The organism is Mycobacteroides abscessus ATCC 19977 (assembly GCF_000069185.1).
GTDB classification, from domain to species: Bacteria; Actinomycetota; Actinomycetes; order Mycobacteriales; family Mycobacteriaceae; genus Mycobacterium; species Mycobacterium abscessus.
Genome location: NC_010397.1, coordinates 4,986,147 through 5,003,526, shown reverse-complemented (window position 1 = coordinate 5,003,526; position 17,380 = coordinate 4,986,147). Strand labels below are relative to the sequence as shown.

Genomic DNA, 17,380 nt, shown 5'->3' with positions numbered 1-17,380 from the left:
GCTGAGGGTGTGCGTTTGTTGCGTGCATCTACGGGATAGGCGCAGTTTGTTGTCAGGGGTCGGTTTTCGGCTCTTTGATGTGTCGGTTTGGGTCTGAACTGGTGGGGAGGTTTGGTTCAGGACCGAGGTGACCTCGATGGTGTCCTATCGCTATACGGGTCTAGGTGAACCGCAGTGGTCTTCGGCACGTGTGAGCGTGCGAGCCTCTGGGGGCGAGATCGTTGAATCTGCGGCGAGTGACGTGCACTCGTCAATGTGGGACAAAGCTGAGCCGTGGCGGACCTTCCGCTGGCATCGGGGCCAGAAACACTACTCGGGTTGTTACTGGTCGACGACTGAGTCGGGTTTCGTGGTGTACGAGTCGCGTTTGGAGTTAGCGCATCTAGTACGCGCCGACTTCGATCCGTCGGTTCGCCGTATCGTCGCGCAGCCATTCTTAGTGCAAATCGCTCTTGACAGTAAATGCCGCCGCCATGTCCCGGACTATTTGCTTTTCACCGGCGACGGGTTGGTGATTGTGGATGTCAAACCGCGTGAGCTTCTAGAGAAGCCGAAGATTGCGTACACGCTGGCCTGGATGCGCGATGTTGGTGCGCGGATGGGTTGCAGCTTCGAGGTGCAGTCGGAGCCGCCCGCGATGGAACGCCTGAATTTGAGATTTGTGGCGGGCTTTAGGCGGTCAGAGTCGGTGTCGGCACAGGTGCTTGAGGAGCTTCGCGGCTGCAACCTGGACGGGTTGACCATCGGTCAGGCGGTCTCCTGTGTGCAGCATCCGCCACCGAGGGTGCGGGCGGCGCTGCTCCACATGGTGTGGCGCCACGAATTGCTGATTGATTTGGGCCGCCCGATGACCTCACAGACCCTGATAACGCGAGTGGCACCGTGACCGCCGGAGCTGAGCGGTTCGGCATAGGAACCAGATTTGTTTACGAGGGGCAGATCATCGATGTTGTGCAGCTTCGGTCCACCCCAAAGGGGCCGGAAGTTATCGCATCGAACGGCCTTGAGGTTATGCACGTGGCGCTAAAAGAACTATTGCAGTCTTCGCGAGCCCGCCTGATCCCCACTGAGGACGGGCCGTCCGCCGACGATGAGCAAGAGACTGCGGCGATGATGCTCGCGCAGCTCAGTAAGGCCGAACTCAAAACGGTCCGTGAGCGGGCTGCCCATGTGCGTGAGGTGCTAACGGGCTTTCGCCGGGGAAGTGAACACATCAAGGAACCCGACGAACCCCGTCCCGGTTTCGACCCGTGTGGTGCGCTTGCAGATCGCTACAAGGCCAAGGCCGAACAGCTCAACACCTCGGTGCGCACCGTGCAGAGATGGGTCAGTAATTACCGCAGATTCGGTGAGGCCGGCCTGGTGGATCATCGCAAGCCCAGACAGCTAGGTGTCGATCAACGTTGGGTGGATGAAGCATTAGCGGTGATGGTCGAGCGTACGAACGAATCACGCTGCACACGCAAATTGGTGATGTGGGAAGCAACCAAACGCATAGAACAACGTTACGGCACAGGATCGGTCCAGATACCGTCGAAAACAACCGCCTATAAGGTGCTTAAAATACTTGAAACACGGTATCCGGCTTTCCGGCTCAGCGCCGCCCGCAACAGAGATATCGCGGGCCGCCCGCAGGAGCCCTATGGCAAGCTCAAACCAACCCGGCCCGGCGAGTTCATGCTGATGGACACCACGCCACTGGATGTGTTTGCATACGATCCCGCTACCTCACGTTCAATACGCGTCGAACTGACCGTCGCGATGGACTGGTACACCCGCTGCATCACCGCGTTGCGGCTGACGCCCGTATCAACAAAAGCTGTTGATGTGGCCGCTGTTCTGTACCAGCTGTACCGGCCGTTGCCGGCGGGACCGAACTGGCCCGATCACGCGTGCTGGCCCGAACACGGTGTCCCACGTTCAGTGCTAATCGACCCGGACGCGATCGATTACACGGGAGCCAAATATCCACAAAAACACGAACAACAAGCGGGTCCGCCGACCCGGTCGGGCGGACCCGCGATCGTGCCAGAAACCATCGTCATAGACCACGGCAAGATTTACGTTTCCGAACACATCAACAGCGTGTGCGCACGCATGGGCATCTCGATTCAGCCCGTCCGATTAGGGGAGGGCCGCGACAAAGGACCCGTCGAACGGTTTTTCCGCAGTGTCCGGCAAGGCGTATTGGAGTTCCTGCCCGGCTATGCAGGGCCCGACATCGCCTCGCGCGGACTGGACCCGCAGGCACAAGCAGAGCTGTATATCGATGAACTCGAAGAACTGCTACGCCAATGGGTCGCGGTCTACTACCACCACCGGCCACACAGCGGACTGGTGGACCCCCATCTGCCATCGGCTCGGATGAGCCCGGCCCAGATGTATGAACACGGACTAGCGGGCGCTGGCTTCATCGAAATTCCTCGTGACCCGGATCTGGCCTATGAGTTCCTCCGACCAGAGCTGCGTACGATCCAGCCTTACGGGGTGCAAGTGGATAACCGGATCTATCGTGGATTACCACAGGACGAGACACACATCCTGGGCGAACTAGCTAATCTGCCCAGCCCGTACGGCCGCCACCGATGGCCTGTCTATAGCGACCCCGACGACATCAGATACGTCTATGTGCGACACCCAGACAACCGCCGCTGGCACACCTTGACCTGGGAGCTGGCCGACGCGCTCAATATGCCGATGAGTGATGAACGACTAAGCTACCTGCGCCGTCAAGCGGCACAGCAGCACGAGGAATTCGATGACAGGCTCATCCTCGATGAACTGCTCAGCGGCTGGAACTTGAGTATGGGCACGAGCACGACCGAAAAACGTATTGCGCTAAGGATGTCACGTCCCCACGCCACCTTGAGCTACCAGATACAACAGATTGGACCAAGGCCCTCCCGCCCGGAAACCGGCCAGCTCGCACCAGATACGGCACCGGAACCGCTTCTAGCCCAGGGCACCTCGGCTATAGCCGCAGACATACAGATAGAGGGCACCGCAGCGCGATGCCGGGCCGCCGCGCAAGCCAGCGACGACGACGATGACGATGAGCTCGACGACTTCTATGCGGGCGCACTCGAGGAAGCATGAGCCCTCAGCCGCGCCGAAACCTGCAGAACATCACCCTGATCCGCAAGGAAGGGTGGCGCGATTTTGTTGTAGCCGCCCCGCGCCGACAACCAGAACAGCTCACCACCGCAGAACTGGCCGTGTTAAGCCCACGTGCGGCAGCGCAATACAACACCCGCCGCGCCGACTGGCACGCCAACATGGGTGTCCTCAAAACCCATCAGCTCAAAGCAGTGCAGGAGATGCTCGATCTCATCCTGGAAAGCAACCAGCAAGACGGCGACAAAGCCAAAGACGCGATAGCTCTGAGCGCATCGGCGGGACTGGGCAAGACCACCGCTGTCGAGGACTTCGGTAAGAAATACCACCTCAGCCAAATCCAGACCCACGGCCCACGCACCACCGGCGGTCACGAACGGTGGCCCGTATGCAGGATCACTCTGACGGGCAGTACCACCATCCGCGACTTCAACCGCGCCTTGCTGGAATTCTTCGCTCACCCCGGCGCCGACAGAGGTACCGCCGCCCAGTATTTGCGTCGTGCACTCGACTGTTTTCTAAGCTGTCAAGTGCGCCTACTGATCGTTGACGATGTCCATTTCCTACAGCCCCGGTCCCGCAATGGTGTCGAGGTCAGTAATCATTTCAAATTCATCACCAGCGAATTTCCCGTCACCTTGCTCCTGGTCGGCATCGGTCTGGAAAACATCGGTCTGTTCCCCAGAGGCGTTGACCACACGCTCGCCCAAACCGGGCGCCGCACAACCATTTTGACAATGGACCCCTACACTGACACCGGAGAGCAATGGCGCGCCTTACTCCTGGCCATCGAACAGCGTCTCGTGTTGGCGAATAAACATCAAGGCATGTTGGCCGACACCCTCTCGGACTACGTGTACCGGCGAACCGGTGGACACATCGGATCGCTGATGACCCTGATCAACCGCGGCAGTCTGCATGCCATACGCACGGGCACCGAAGCGCTCACCGAAGAACTGCTCGATGCCGTGCCCATTGACTTCGCTGCAGAAGGACAACGCGGGGCCCGCGAGGCTGCACACCGCAATTCCACGCGACGTCTGCGCCGGCAATGACACGCACGTTGCCGATCCGCGTTGAACCCATCGCTGGAGAAAGCCTGCAATCGTGGCTGACTGCACTGGCCCACCGCAACGACGTCACCTGGACCCAAATCCTCAGAGCCGTTGGGTTGCACCACCACAGCCGCGACACTGGCCGCTGCGGATGGACGGTACGACTGCACCCCCACGAGTTGCAGGGTATGGCCGAGGCAACCGAGATCGAACCCGCTGTGCTGCAGCAGATGACATTGGCCCGTTTTGAATATGTCGGTATCACCCTGGGCCGTAAGCCGCATCTAATCGATATGGGGGGAATCCGTGACTACGCCAGCAGATCCCGCTACTGCCCGCACTGTCTGAACGACACACAAGGCCGCTGGCAACTACATTGGCGGCTGGGATGGAGCTTTGCTTGTTTGACGCATCGATGCTTGCTCGCGCACACCTGCCCGCACTGCCAAAGGCCACCGCGGCGCCTAACCCCCTACGCGGCGGCGATCCCGCAACCCTGCTGCTGCGAGCATCGCCTGCAGCAGCAACCACATGTGCAGATCTGCGGAAAAGACCTGCGTCGGTCACCTGCCGTTATTCTCGACGGTGACGATGCGATCCTGCACGCCCAACAGTGCATCAACACGATCATTGCCACCGGGACAGCCGATTTGGGCGTGTACCGCAACGCGCCGGTTGCGGCTCGGATCGCTCTGGCTGATCTCAAAGCACTAGCTACCCGACTGGCCCGCCAGTACAGCGGCAGCGGCGATGAGCCCGGGCTGCAGGGCGAGGAGCTCTGTGAGATCGACCCGGCCGATGACACTCTCGGCGCACGGAAGGTCTCCGCGATGCAACCGGCATTGGCCTTAACCGACGCGCTTCGCGTACTGTCGGCGCCCGATGTGCACACCGCTGGCCGGCACCTGCAAACCCTGATCGAAACGATCCGCCGACACGGGCGAGCAGCCAGCGCCACCTCGACAGCGACATGGGGTATCTCGACAAGCAAAACGCTTACCGCAGTGCAACTGGCCGCGGTCTCGCCCTGGCTGTCCCCGAGTGACCAGATCCGCTATCGCGTGGCCAGCTCAAAGCCCCAACGCCCACAACGACCGCAGCTTGTCCTCGCCCGCATCGCCCGCGCAGTACCAGCGCTGCTGTGGCCTAACTGGGCAATCCCTATGCAACCCAACAACATCGAATACGAATCGGTGCGGGCGGCACTGTCTGTGGCGACACTACTGGTCGGCACCCGCGCCACCCTCGGCCAGGCCACTCAACTACTGGGTTCGGCGATCACCCCGGCGGCAGTATCGCGCACTCTGGTGCAGCTGCGCTCCAGCGGGCACTGGACCGGCATCCAAAACGCGGTCACCGATTTAGCCGAACACCTCGCCGACCAGCACCCCGTCATCGACTATCAGCGCCGACGCGCTCTCGACTACACGAACCTGTTACCCGACCGCCAATGGGCCCGAATCTGCCGCACCACCGACGCCGATACAAGAAGCACTGCGGCCCCACTGCTCAGATGCCTGCTATTCACCGAACTCAGCGGAGGACCTGCGTCGGCGGCCCCCTGGTTCAACAGACAACCAGCATTCCGCCGCCGCTTAGCCGAACTACCTTCGGCACTGACCCCGGATCTGCACCGTCAACTCCACTGCACCGCACAGGAATTCCTTGAAGAACAACACATCAGCGAACCTGTATCGGCCCCACCACCCAATACGGTCCTGGACAGTGGCACACTGCCGGGCCCGAACCTGGACCGTATCCGCCCCGGTGCCATCCATCGACGAATCCAGGCCGGCAGCACAATCCGACAAACCGCCCAGCAGCTGTGCTTACGCACCGAAACGGTGCGCTACATCCTAGAAACCAACCCGGCGACGCCACGACCCACCAACGGACCAAGAGCACTACACCAACTCATACGGCTACACGATCTGAAGAACGGCACCGCAGCTCTGATCCGAGCACACCCGGCCACCCCACCCAATATCACCGAACTTGCCCGCCATGCCGGCGCAAGCAGACAAACCCTCGCCCGCATGGCCAACGCGCTCGATACACCGCTGAACCCGCCTGGACGTCCCCGCAGTCACCGCATCTGTCAACGAGAATGGTTGCAGCACCACTACATCCGAGATCACCGCACCATTGCCGAAATAGCCGCGTTAGCAGCCGTCAGTCCCACCACGGTGCGCCGATGGGCACGCTATCACCACATCACGCTGCGCTCTCGAGGCACAGCCAGCCACCGCGCCCATGGTCAACTGCGCCGCGCCGCACGCTCTTACCCTGCCCGCATCAGGGCTGCGCTGGACAGCCCAGGCGGCCACGACCGGCTCACACGCTTCACCCAAGCCATGAGCTACCCCACCCTGCATGCCGCGGCTACCGCCCTGAGCACGACACAACCAGTATTAACGCAGCAGATCAATCGGTTGGAACGCGAACTCGGAGTCCGCCTGTACCAGCGGGCACGGCGAGGCCACCCCATGACACCCACAGCCTCAGGCATCGAGCTGATCAAAGACTGGACGCGTTAACCAACAGGCTCTGCCGACAACCACCCGCTCCGGTGCACCACCTCTCAAGGGAGAACCGTGGCCTTAGGAAGCCTTTCGGCGCTGTTGACACACGGGCGCATTGGTCGGCAATTTGCATGGGAGCGGCTTACTCGTCGACTTCAGCGGAAGGGAGCCACGACGACCTGGACGTCGTCGCGGTAGAGGATCCGGCCAGGTTCGCTGGTTCTGCGTACGGTCCAGGCAATGCCATGTCGTTCGAGAAGCGCTAGATAGCCGGGGACGCGGTCTAACAGGTGATTTGCGGTGCTTTTGAACCAGCAGCTGACCGCGGGGTTCTTTGCTTTGTCGAACAAGGTCGCGTCGACGGTCGCGGGATCGGCGTATGCCGCGTTGAGCCAGTCGTTGTTCGAACGCCACCAAGACCAGTCAATCTCGCTGAGCCGACCAGACCAGGCAAGATCGTTGGCGATTGAGAAAACGCCGACGTTCTCGCCACGGCTGTTCGAAACAGGTGACTCGTAACGGACATAAAGCACTTTGTCGGCCTCCTTGTCGGTGACAATTGATAGCTACCGCGTGCCTGGATTAGTGGATAGGCGTGGTCATGAAGGTGCTGTTGGGGTCCTGGCGGTAAGAGCCGAAGGGGCCGCATTCGGTGAATCCATGTTTTCGGTAGAGCGCCCGGGCAGGTGCGAAAAATTCCATGCTCCCGGTCTCTAATGAGATCCTTGTGACGTCGCGCCGCTTGGCGTCATCAAGGGCGTGAAGAAGTAGCTGTGAGGCGATGCCTTGGCCCCGTCGCTGCGGGGCAGTGCGCATGCTTTTGAGTTCTTCGTGCTGCGCGGAGATCCGGGCCAGCGCAACGATTCCGACCAGGTCGGATCCGTCGCGAGCCACCCATACCCGGACTCCGGGGTGCTGGAGTCCGGAGGCGTCCAAGGCATGCCGGCTTTCTGTTGGTGTGGTCGGCGCGATGTCGTCCAGATGAGCTTGCAAGAACCTCAGCAGTCCGATGTCCTGGAAATCGGCCGGAGTGATCGAGAGCGCCACGTCTTGCAGTAAACCTCAAGCCTGAGTGAATCGCCTATGGTGCAGTCTTTGGCAAGCAGTTTGCGGTGGGCGCGGTAGAAATTACAGGTGTGGGCAGAGACGTCTCTCACCAGCGGCCGAACGACAGATTCGAGATGTGCCGGCTGCTAGCCTGCGGGAGCGAAAGCCGTTGTGACAGAGCTGATGGCCTCTTGTGGCCGGGATTATGGAGACTGCGATGGTAGATGAACAGATTCCTGATACTGCACGAATCCTTGGGCTGGCCCCACATCCGGAGGGCGGCTGGTATGGGGAGACCTGGCGCAGCGACGTGGTCTTCGAGGTTCCGGGCCGTGGGCATGAGCGTCCAAGCGGTACTGCCATCTATTTCCTGCTCACGCCTGGTGACGAGTCGCGTTGGCATGTGGTGCGTTCTGATGAACTGTGGTTCTGGCATGCCGGAGGGCCACTTGAAATGGTGGTCAACGAGTCGGGGCCAGCTTCTGACGATGAAGCTCGGTCGGTCGTGCTGGGGCCAGATGTGAGATCCGGTCAGCGTCCGCAAGCGTTGATTCCTGGTGGGCATTGGCAAACAGCTCGGCCCGCGGGCGACCATGAGGTGCTTGTGAGTTGCGTGGTGTGCCCGGGGTTTCACTTCGATGACTTCACGCTTGCGTGATCGAAGGGTTCTGGTTTGTGTGTGGCACATTCTGTGCTTGCCGAAGGAATGCGCCGAATTGTGTAGGCAGCGGCGAGGAATAGAAGAACGCTACTTTGCTCAGGTGTGCGGCTTCGGTAGATAAGCTTGCGCTCTGCTGGGGCTGGTCCTCGTGGTCGGCGAGTGTTTGATGATCTTGCGATCTGTTGTGTAATGCCGATGTGATCCAGCAGGCGGTTGCGGCTGCGCGTACGTCATTGTCCCCGAGGTTTTGCGCTTGTACGTAGTGGGTTGCCGCTAGCAGCGTCTCGGCTGGAACGTAGCGCTTGAGCTCCAGGATCCCGTCTTGGATCTCGATGATTTTCCGGTAAAGACCTTGACGCTGGTCCGTGCAGGCCAGAAATAGATACAGCAAGTAGCCTCTCGGCTTATGGAGTGTTAAGCCGTCCACACTCTTGGTGATATCCCGCCACAGCGGGTAGAGCTGAGATAGCCACGCCGATGCGCGGACCCATCGTGACATTGACGTCACGATCGGGACAGCCGCCGCAGCCCCATACAAGAGTGCCTCGGTAGCCCTGACAAGTGGGAAGAATCGCGCGATCGAATTGATCGGAATGAAGAAATGAATCAGCGACACGAGCATGTATAGCGCCGCCATGGCCGTGCCGACGGAGAAAAATAGCAGAGCCACTCTCAAGGGCGATGAACGGGTTCTGGCAAAGCAGCGCCAGCAGATGTAGGAACACCAGCTATTGGCGACGAAATGATAGAGAAGAAGGACGAGCCAGTACACCGTGCCGGCTGCTGAGTCCTGGGACGATCCGGTCGGCGTGCGCTGGTCGAAATAGTGGTTGATCAGCAGGAGCGTCGCGGTGACCACGAGAGCGGCGCCGTACGTGAGACGAGCGTATTGGTCTTTTCCGACCACTTTGAGCACGAAGCTAAATATTGCTGCCGCAGCGAAAAGCCCAATAACGTCGGCTACTATGTCGCGGTTAATGCCTAGGAGGTCTCGCCCGACCAGATGTACGGCAAGTTCATAGGTGAAAGTGATCTGCAGGCTCATTGAGGTAGCGCCCAATAGAAGAGCCGACCACATCGTGCGTTCGTTGCGCCCTCGGATCGTTGGGATACGCACCAGGACAACGAGCCATAGAAATGTTAAGCAGAAAATCTCGATGAGTTCGGGAACAGCGAGGCCGTATTCCCGTTCGGTCACAGTATTCCCATCGCTCCGCCCGCTCGCCGCGCCAGTTCGTCGGCCTCGCGCCCCGTGCGGTTCTGCGCCGACGAGCGGTAGAGCAGGTCTGCGAAGAACTCGGCCTCACGTTCTTGTGGGGTGGAATATGGCGTGGTCCGTGCCAGCGCCCGCCGAATGAGCTCAGGCTTGAGATGAGGAAGAAGCGCGGGGAGCCCGGCGGGTATGTCGAGCCCTTGATGGCCGCAGATCATATGGCCGACCTCGTGCAGGACGAAATGCTTGTGGTGCAGGCTGCTGGCACCTTGTCTGGCAAAGATGTAGTCAGTGGTCTCGGTCGCGACCCACAGCCCGCACGGCACCGGGCCAGTCTGGCCGTGGGGTAGGGCCTCGATATGAAGGGGGCGCCCCCTTAGCTCGGAAAGCCGAGATGCCAGATCGGACACCGTCCAGGCCGAGCACAGATCCAACGCACGCGCAAGACTTTTGCACTGCTGCTTCAGGCTCGTTTCCATGAACGCTTCCTCCCCGGTGTTCGGTCGCCTACTGGGCCTTATCTGTTTCCCGTTTGGCGATGACTTCAAGCATGTCGGTGATGGTGGTTAATCCCGCTGGCGATAGCTCCAATGCGCGCAGCGCGAGGTGCTGAACCCCTGCGTTGCGCAGTGCCCCAAGGAACTTGAGCTCCGAGTCGACTTCGGCACCAATCTGTTCGTCGAAGAAATAGGCCACGGGAACCTGGAAGAATTCAGCCAGGGCCTCTAGATGGCGTTTGGTCGGGTTGTCGCGCCGACCTGTGCGCAGTTGCCACAGATAGGTCGCCGAGAAGCTCTCGCCTGATGACTCCCGGCAAGCCCGCGCCACTTCTTCATGACTGTGCTGCTCACCGTTTTCCCGCCGAATGACATCGAACAAACGGTCTATCTTGCGGGCCAGAGGGCCATCTTCCTGGGGTTTCGACAATCGTGACGCTCCTGCACTTGAGTCCTACCCTGTCGCAGGGTGCTGCGGGAGGGCACGCCCCGTCACTATAAACCAAGATGAACGCGATAGTGAACATAATGATTTTTCAGTTGCCCACCACTGCGCGTCGTGTGTAGTGTCCCGGCATGAGCTGATATGAATGAACTAGCGCATGATGATCACATGAGACTAAATGCCGTCGTGGGGCGGCCTGAACGGAGGCGAGGACATATGGACAACTACATGCTCAGAACGGTCATCAGTGGCTCGTATGGGAAGCATTTCGGGCAGATGATCGCGATCAAGAAATTTCTGCAGGGCCGCGAGATTATCGTGCAGGCACCGGTGAGCGAGGGAATCGTCGACGGCACACAGGACACGTTCATCCTGCTCGATGAGGATCCCGTGACTGATCCTCGTACCCTGCAAGACTCGGTATTCGCCAAGATCCGTAGCTCCACTTTCCTGGTGGTCGCCAACGTCGGTGGTTACCTGGGCCGGGCCGCCGTCCTGGAAATGGGGTATGCCGTGGCGTGCGGTGTACAGATCCTGACCCTCGAACCCGTCGAGGACCCCAATCTCGGTGTCTACTGCCGCTTATTGACCGATGTCTTCCCAGACTGGGCAACCCGCCACGAAGTGCCGGCGCTGGCCGCCAACTCCGCCCCGACTCGCTCGGTACACGAGGCCGAACTGATCTCGGCCGGAAACCCTTCCGCCCAGGGACGTTGAATGGACTTCATCCTGGATGTGGGCAGCCACAGCCTCAAGCTCTACAAACTGGGCGCGACCGTCGAACTTTCCGAAACCCTCACCTGGGATCCGTGGGGAGGCGACGTCGAGGGGCATGCCCCGAACACCTTGCTCAAAGATCTACTGTTCAGGACCCAACAGCGCCACCCCGAACATCAGATCACGGCGTTTGGCACCGAGGCGATGCGGCGGGACGGCGAGTTAGCCGGGCAGGTCAGCGCTAGCTGTGGCGCTCTCGGCGTGCCATTTCGGGTCATCTCTCAGGACGAGGAGGCTGCGCTGATTTCGGCGGCTTTCCAAGCAGAAGGCGAGTATTCCCACGACATCGTCAATGTCGGTGGCGGCAGTATCCAGATGGTGCTCGGTGCCTCCGGCATCCCTCAGACATGGCTACTGGAGTTCGGGATAGTCGATCTGAACAGGGGATTCAATCTGCTCAGTGAGCCCGAAGCCCGGGACGTAGCCGGGTGCCGGGAATTTGTGGCCGCCTCCTTGCCGCAGGACATTCGTCAGTTTGTGTACACGGGTGGGGAACTGACGTATCTGCGCCACTTCGGGGTGCCACTTGTAGACGGCTATTGCGACCGCTACGCATTTGCCGACCTGGCGGACAGGCTCGAACAGCTCAGCGTGGGCGAACTCGTACACGACTCGCCCTTTGACCCGAATTGGATGAAAGGCGCTATCGCATCTAATTGCATCGTTCTTGCCCTGCTCGACCACGCGGGGTTGCAGCGGTTCGTGCCATCTGACCTCAACATAGGTCACGGCCTTGCTGCACAAATCGCCGAAACGGCACGCACGCCTGACGTTTCGCTGCCAGGGGCGGTCTCATCATGAGCCGGGACGCGGCACCCCGACACATCGTCTGGGACTGGAACGGGACCCTGCTCGATGACAACCCGGCGATGCTCGACTCGGTTAACGCCGTGTGCGAGCATTTCGGCCGGCCGGCGATCGACATGCTGACCTGGCAGATGGCCCTGTGCCGTCCTCTGTGGCGCTGCTACGGCAAGATCCTGGAGTGCGACCTTCGCGCACCGCAAGATTGGGCCGTAGTGGAGAACATCTACCACCAGGCTTACCGCCGAAATGTGGCGACATGCCAGGCCGCGGCCGATGCACACGATGCACTCAGCAGAGCCAAAAGTATTGGCATGACCCAATCGGTCCTCTCGATGGGCTTACACGACGACGTCACCGGTCAGGTCCACCACTTCGGGCTGCATGAGTATTTCGATCGGATCGACGGTGTCAAAGACGCAGTTGCCGGCGGAACCAAGAGCAGCTACCTGAGCACCCATTTGCGGGACCTGGATATCGATCCAGAAGCCTGTGTGCTTATCGGAGACGTCGTTGACGACGCCCTGGCCGCCCAGTCCGTCGGCGCCCAATGCGTTCTGGTCACTACCGGAATGACCAGACGCCAGGAACTGCAGGAAACCGGACACCCTGTGGCCGACAACCTGACTGACGCCATCGCCACGCTGCTCGGCGACGACCAGAGGCTCACGGCGCCTCGACCATTCGAGGAGCCTGTGCCGCGATGAGCGCGGGTGTGTCGTTGCAGGACTACCGAGCACTGCTGGCCACCCCGCAGCATCGCTGGACGTTGGTGTGGTCGGCCATGGCCAGACTGCCTTACGCCATGATCAGCCTGGTAGTGCTCTTCTACACACAAGCGCGCAGCGGATCGTTCGGCTGGGCAGGAGCGCTTGCGGGCGCAATGCTCATTGGCACAGCATTAGGCGCTGTGCTGCAAGGCAAAATCATCGACGCCGCCGGCCCGGGGAAGCCGCTACTGACAGCCAGTGCAGCCTTCGTGCTCTGCGTACTGCTGCTGGCGCTAGCTGTTGAACATCAGTGGCCAGGTCCCTGTCGGCTGCTCTGCGCGTTCGGTGTCGGAATGTGCCAACCGAATGTCGCCGCCGCCTCGAGGGCACTCTGGGGGCGGGTTGTCACCGACCCCGGCTACATCAAGACAGGAGCTGCCTACGAAGCCCTGAGCCTGGAGGCCTTCTTCATTATCGGTCCAGGCCTAGCGGGCGTATTCGCCATCGCCGGATGCACGCTCACCGGGCTCGCGTTGTGCGCCGCCCTGATGGCAGTAGGCACCATAGGCTTTTGCCGCAGCGCTCTAGTGCGCCGCTGGCCCGCCCCCAGACAACGCTCGGAGCAAAGCTCATCACACCCTGCCGGGCTGCGACAATTGTTCGGACACAAGGGTTTACGTGCATTGATGACCGCAGCCACCGGACTGGGCATCTGCCTGGGCGGTGTTGAGGTCGCGATCCCAGCGGCGCTGCGCACCCAGTCCTCACCAGGGCTGGGCGGCCTGGTGCTCAGCGGGTGGACGATCACCTCGGTCCTGTTCGCACTCTTCTACGGAACGCGCCCTTGGCCTGCGGAGGTTTCCAACCGGGTGCCCGCATTGCTCGCCGCATTCGCAGCATTGATCGCTGCTTCAGCAATTCCGCGGGCGCCGCTGGGTGCATGCGCCCTGATCCTGATCGCCGGAACTCTGATCGCCGTGCAGCCAACGACCTATTCTCTTGCGTTGCAGCACGTAGTACCCAACACGCAAGTGGCCGAAGGCTTTTCATGGATTCTGACGAGCATGACAGTCGGTGCCGCAGTAGGCCAACTGGTCAGCGGGCAGATCGTCGAAATCTTCAACGCGCGCACCGCACTGGCGTGTGTTGGACTAATCGGACTAGGAGCAGCCATCGCCGTCGCGCTCCAACGTGCGGGCCTAACAGAGCAGCACCGCCAGGTCCGCACAGGGACGTTCGAGACCACGCAAGATTCCACCAGTTCACAGTAACGAGGAAATCGGGGTTTGAGATGGCCGGCATTTTAGCGTTGGCAACGGCAGCAGGTAGCGGGATCGAACCAGCGGAGCAGACGGGCCTGATAGGCCAAATCATCGCCCAGCTCGCTCATCGAGGGCAGCGAGGATTTTCACTGATCGCCCAACAAGTCAGTGGGACCGAATCCGGATACTTCTCAGAGCTGCCCGCGGCCAACCTGGACCAGGGCGCGATCGCCGAAGGCCTTGGCGGTCAGCGAATGCGCGCACTGTTAGGCCACGTTCACCAAACACGCGCAGACATGAATAACCAGCCGTTTTCCTCAGATCAGCCCGTAACCGGGGCACAGCCCAGACGGCCATTTGCGCTGCACGTGGCCATGGACGGCGGGATCGTGAACACTTCAGAACTAGCGCAAGAGCTTTCAGCAGCTGGAGTGAAAATCTCGGCGGGATCGGATGTGGAAATCCTCACCCGGGTGGTGGAGCAGATCTGTGTGTCGAAGTATGTCAACCGCGGCCTGCGGCCCGACTACGCAGAGGTGTTCCGGGAAATCGACCTCAAAGTTGACGGTGCGGTCAGCGCGGTACTTGTTGACGATGCCGGGGTTGTCGTAGCGTACCGAAACTGGCAGGGCTTGCGCCCGTTGAGTGTGTGGCAGCGCCCGGAGGTGATCGCGGTGGCCTCTGAGATCGATAGTGCCGCCGCTGAAACCGGTAGCATCCTCGAGCTGCAGGCAAGCCAGATCGCTGTCATCGAATCGGCAGGCGGCGGCCAGATCCAGGTGCAATTTGTCGGGAGGGCAGCTCACCGGCCCAAGAAATGTGTCTTTGAGACCCTCTATCTGGGGCACCCGCGCACCCGATTTCATGGCGAGACACATTGGGAGACGCGCCGCAAGATAGGTTTCGAACTGGGAGCGCTGCTGGGCCAGACACTAGCCGGCACAGAGGACCTTATCGTCGCGTCCATGCCCAAGACGGGTATTCCCTACGCAGATGGACTTTTTGAGTATCTGCAGACACATGCGCCCAAGAACGCGGTTGTGCGAGAAGAGCTGGTAAAAATCGGCTTGGCGCAGCGCACCCTCATCGGCATCCCAGGTGAGCGCAAAGCGCTGATCGAACGGAAATACAGCCTACGAGATGTCGATGTCACCGGCCGCAACGTCATCGTTGTCGATGAAGCATTGATCCGCGGAGACACCAGCCGGGCGGTAGCGCAACTATTGTTCGACGCTGGCGCACGCTCAGTGCACTGGGTCGTGGGATCGCCGCCCTTCATTTCCCCGAGCTACTACGGACTGGGAGTCAACTCACTCGAAGAGCTCATTTTCTGGCAGATCTGGAGCAGCCTTGCGCTCAAACCGGAACGGCCCTGGCTCGAATTGAACTCCAGGGACCCACAATTGCTCAGCTTCTTCGAATCACTGGTCGCCACAGACATAGGTGTCACCCGCGTCACCTACCTGCCCTTCCATCGGCTGACGCGCGTTCTGCCCGGCGGGGAGTACGACTACGACTGCTCACCATTTACCTTCCGGATGCCGACCCCGATCGGGCAAGTACGCGCCGACGAGGAGTACCTGCAGATCCTCGAACAGCGCTGTGCGCCAGAAGAGATGGTGGGGTGATTCGGATGCCTCTCACTGTCGTCTATGACTGGAACGGAACGCTGTTAGATGATGCCGACGCTTTCACCACATCCATCAACACCATCCTTACCCATTTCCGGCGTCCCGAGATTGACGCCGAAACACTGCGTGAGATATGCGAATTCCCGTTCAGCAGGCTCTACGAAAAGTTGGGGCTACCGGCCGCGGCCCAGGACAACGACAACGAGCTGTTCTTCGGCAGCTACCAGCCGCTAGCGGCCACGTCTGGATTGCGTATTGGCGCCGAGCGTGCACTCGAGGCCTTTAAAGAGTCAGCCGATGTGCTGATTCTCAGTAACCACATCGAACACCTCATCCGCGAGCACATCGCTCTACTAGGTGTCGAGAGCAAGATCGCCCACATCCTGGCCTACGCCAGCCGGGAATCTCAATACCAAGGCTTCACCAAAGGCCAGATGCTGCAGCGGTATATGCGCGAACAAGACATCTCACCGCAGCACACCGTGATCGTCGGCGACACCCCCGAGGAAATCCGCATCGCCCAATCGCTGGGGCTTACCAGCGTCGCGATGACAGGCGGCATGGCTTCAGAATCGCGACTACGCAATGCAGGAGCAGATCACGTCGTGCACGACCACGACGAACTCCTGGCTGTGCTCACACGCGAGAACTTGCTATGACAGCAGCAACGACACTGCGGATCGAGAACAAGCCGCATCTGTCCGGGCAAGCAGTCGGACTCGTTGGCGCCGGCCGCATGGGCACAGGAATAGGGCTATGCCTCCTACGCCAAGGCGCCAAACTGCGGGTAATCGCAAACAAAGATCGATCAGGAACAAACGAACTCATCGACCACGGAGCGACGGAAAGCCGCTCACTGGCCGAGCTAGCCGACGGATGTGCGGTAGTAGTGCTGTCCCTACCGTCGAGCGCGCAAGTCGAGAATGTCTGCGGTCAAGACGGGGGACTATTCGGCGCACTTAGTCAGGGAGCGGTAGTTCTGGACACCACCACCGCGTGGCCGCAGTCAACCATCGCACTGGCCCAGCAGGCTGGCGCTCTGGGCATCCGATTCGTCGACGCACCCGTAACCAGGTCCCCGGAACATGCCCGCCAAGGCGCCCTCAACAGCATGCTGGGCTGCACCGGCGACTTCCGGGGACTCATCGACGTCGTCTCGGCCTACAGTGCAACGATCACCCGCGTGGGCCCGGTGGGATCGGCACACCAGATGAAGATCGTCTACAACGCAATGACCATGGGGATCTCGGCGGTGGTAGCAGAAGCATGCCAACTTGCCGCCAGCATGGACGTAGATCTTCATACCCTGCGCAGCATCGTTTCCATGGGATCGACAAACAGCGGCATATTCCAAAAAATAACCGAGTACCTCCTAGAAGAGGACACCACCGTGCTGTCCATCTCCCTAGAGAACGCTGCCAAAGATATCCGTCTGGCCGTAGACGCCGCAGCAGAAAACAAATTGAGCCTTCGTTCCCTGGCTGCGGCATCCGAAACGTACCAGGAAGCATGCCGTGCCGGCTTGGCCGACAAAACTCTGCCGAACTTGGCGACCCACTCACAGAAAGCGACCAGACCCGAACTGGGATGAAACGACAAACTCTTCCGACGTGATGTGCCGGTGATCGGTCTCGATGCGAAA

The 17,380-nt window shown here is 60.4% G+C and carries 17 protein-coding genes; 12 read left to right on the top strand and 5 right to left on the bottom strand.

Annotated features, from left to right (window positions below; all coding sequences use genetic code 11):
- Positions 1-136: 136 nt before the first annotated feature.
- From MAB_RS24770 to MAB_RS24755, 4 genes are read left to right on the top strand one after another with little or no spacing between them, the layout of a single operon-like run.
- The gene (locus tag MAB_RS24770) at positions 137-886 is read left to right on the top strand and encodes a TnsA-like heteromeric transposase endonuclease subunit (protein ID WP_005112780.1); all 750 of its coding nucleotides are present in this window, start codon (positions 137-139) and stop codon (positions 884-886) included.
- Positions 883-3,096, top strand: a complete 2,214-nt coding sequence (locus MAB_RS24765) for a helix-turn-helix domain-containing protein (RefSeq protein WP_005112778.1) — start codon at positions 883-885, stop codon at positions 3,094-3,096. The genes MAB_RS24770 and MAB_RS24765 overlap by 4 nt, the downstream gene beginning before the upstream one ends.
- Positions 3,093-4,169, top strand: a complete 1,077-nt coding sequence (locus tag MAB_RS24760; protein WP_005112777.1) for an AAA family ATPase — start codon at positions 3,093-3,095, stop codon at positions 4,167-4,169. The genes MAB_RS24765 and MAB_RS24760 overlap by 4 nt, the downstream gene beginning before the upstream one ends.
- Complete coding sequence (locus MAB_RS24755; protein ID WP_005112775.1) at positions 4,166-6,706, top strand: TniQ family protein; 2,541 nt, start codon at positions 4,166-4,168, stop codon at positions 6,704-6,706. Before MAB_RS24760 ends, MAB_RS24755 begins: the two co-directional genes overlap by 4 nt.
- 140 nt (positions 6,707-6,846) lie before the next feature.
- Here MAB_RS24755 and MAB_RS24750 read toward each other — a convergent pair whose 3' ends face one another.
- Positions 6,847-7,224, bottom strand: a complete 378-nt coding sequence (locus tag MAB_RS24750) for a hypothetical protein (protein WP_005112774.1) — start codon at positions 7,222-7,224, stop codon at positions 6,847-6,849.
- Between the two features lie 49 nt (positions 7,225-7,273).
- Positions 7,274-7,738, bottom strand: coding sequence for a GNAT family N-acetyltransferase (locus MAB_RS24745; protein WP_005112773.1), 465 nt, complete (start codon positions 7,736-7,738; stop codon positions 7,274-7,276).
- A gap of 217 nt (positions 7,739-7,955) precedes the next feature.
- Between MAB_RS24745 and MAB_RS24740 the strand changes: the two genes are divergently transcribed.
- Positions 7,956-8,396, top strand: a complete 441-nt coding sequence (locus MAB_RS24740; protein ID WP_005112772.1) for a cupin domain-containing protein — start codon at positions 7,956-7,958, stop codon at positions 8,394-8,396.
- Here MAB_RS24740 and MAB_RS24735 read toward each other — a convergent pair.
- Genes MAB_RS24735 through MAB_RS24725 form a run of 3 tightly spaced genes read right to left on the bottom strand, consistent with a single transcriptional unit; the run spans position 8,383 to position 10,539 of the window.
- Positions 8,383-9,597 (bottom strand): MAB_1171c family putative transporter, encoded by a 1,215-nt coding sequence (locus tag MAB_RS24735; RefSeq protein WP_005112771.1) that lies wholly within the window; start codon positions 9,595-9,597, stop codon positions 8,383-8,385. The genes MAB_RS24740 and MAB_RS24735 overlap by 14 nt on opposite strands.
- Positions 9,594-10,091: a hypothetical protein gene (locus MAB_RS25265; RefSeq protein ID WP_012296819.1), complete on the bottom strand. Its 498-nt coding sequence runs from the start codon at positions 10,089-10,091 to the stop codon at positions 9,594-9,596. The genes MAB_RS24735 and MAB_RS25265 overlap by 4 nt, the downstream gene beginning before the upstream one ends.
- A 28-nt stretch (positions 10,092-10,119) precedes the next feature.
- Positions 10,120-10,539: a helix-turn-helix domain-containing protein gene (locus MAB_RS24725; RefSeq protein ID WP_005116120.1), complete on the bottom strand. Its 420-nt coding sequence runs from the start codon at positions 10,537-10,539 to the stop codon at positions 10,120-10,122.
- Between the two features lie 231 nt (positions 10,540-10,770).
- Here MAB_RS24725 and MAB_RS24720 point away from each other — a divergent pair, with 231 nt between their 5' ends.
- From MAB_RS24720 to MAB_RS24690, 7 genes are read left to right on the top strand one after another with little or no spacing between them, the layout of a single operon-like run.
- The gene (locus tag MAB_RS24720; protein WP_005112765.1) at positions 10,771-11,271 is read left to right on the top strand and encodes a hypothetical protein; all 501 of its coding nucleotides are present in this window, start codon (positions 10,771-10,773) and stop codon (positions 11,269-11,271) included.
- Positions 11,272-12,132, top strand: coding sequence for a Ppx/GppA phosphatase family protein (locus MAB_RS24715; protein WP_005112763.1), 861 nt, complete (start codon positions 11,272-11,274; stop codon positions 12,130-12,132).
- On the top strand, positions 12,129-12,842 hold the full coding sequence (locus tag MAB_RS24710) for an HAD family hydrolase (protein WP_005112761.1): 714 nt from the start codon (positions 12,129-12,131) through the stop codon (positions 12,840-12,842). Before MAB_RS24715 ends, MAB_RS24710 begins: the two co-directional genes overlap by 4 nt.
- Positions 12,839-14,116, top strand: a complete 1,278-nt coding sequence (locus MAB_RS24705) for an MFS transporter (protein WP_005112760.1) — start codon at positions 12,839-12,841, stop codon at positions 14,114-14,116. Before MAB_RS24710 ends, MAB_RS24705 begins: the two co-directional genes overlap by 4 nt.
- A gap of 20 nt (positions 14,117-14,136) precedes the next feature.
- Positions 14,137-15,735: an amidophosphoribosyltransferase gene (locus tag MAB_RS24700; RefSeq protein WP_005112759.1), complete on the top strand. Its 1,599-nt coding sequence runs from the start codon at positions 14,137-14,139 to the stop codon at positions 15,733-15,735.
- Positions 15,732-16,397 carry an HAD family hydrolase gene (locus tag MAB_RS24695; RefSeq protein ID WP_005112758.1) on the top strand — a complete coding sequence of 222 codons (666 nt, stop codon included), beginning with the start codon at positions 15,732-15,734 and terminating at the stop codon, positions 16,395-16,397. The genes MAB_RS24700 and MAB_RS24695 overlap by 4 nt, the downstream gene beginning before the upstream one ends.
- Positions 16,394-17,329 carry an NAD(P)-dependent oxidoreductase gene (locus MAB_RS24690; protein WP_005112757.1) on the top strand — a complete coding sequence of 312 codons (936 nt, stop codon included), beginning with the start codon at positions 16,394-16,396 and terminating at the stop codon, positions 17,327-17,329. The genes MAB_RS24695 and MAB_RS24690 overlap by 4 nt, the downstream gene beginning before the upstream one ends.
- Positions 17,330-17,380: the final 51 nt, after the last annotated feature.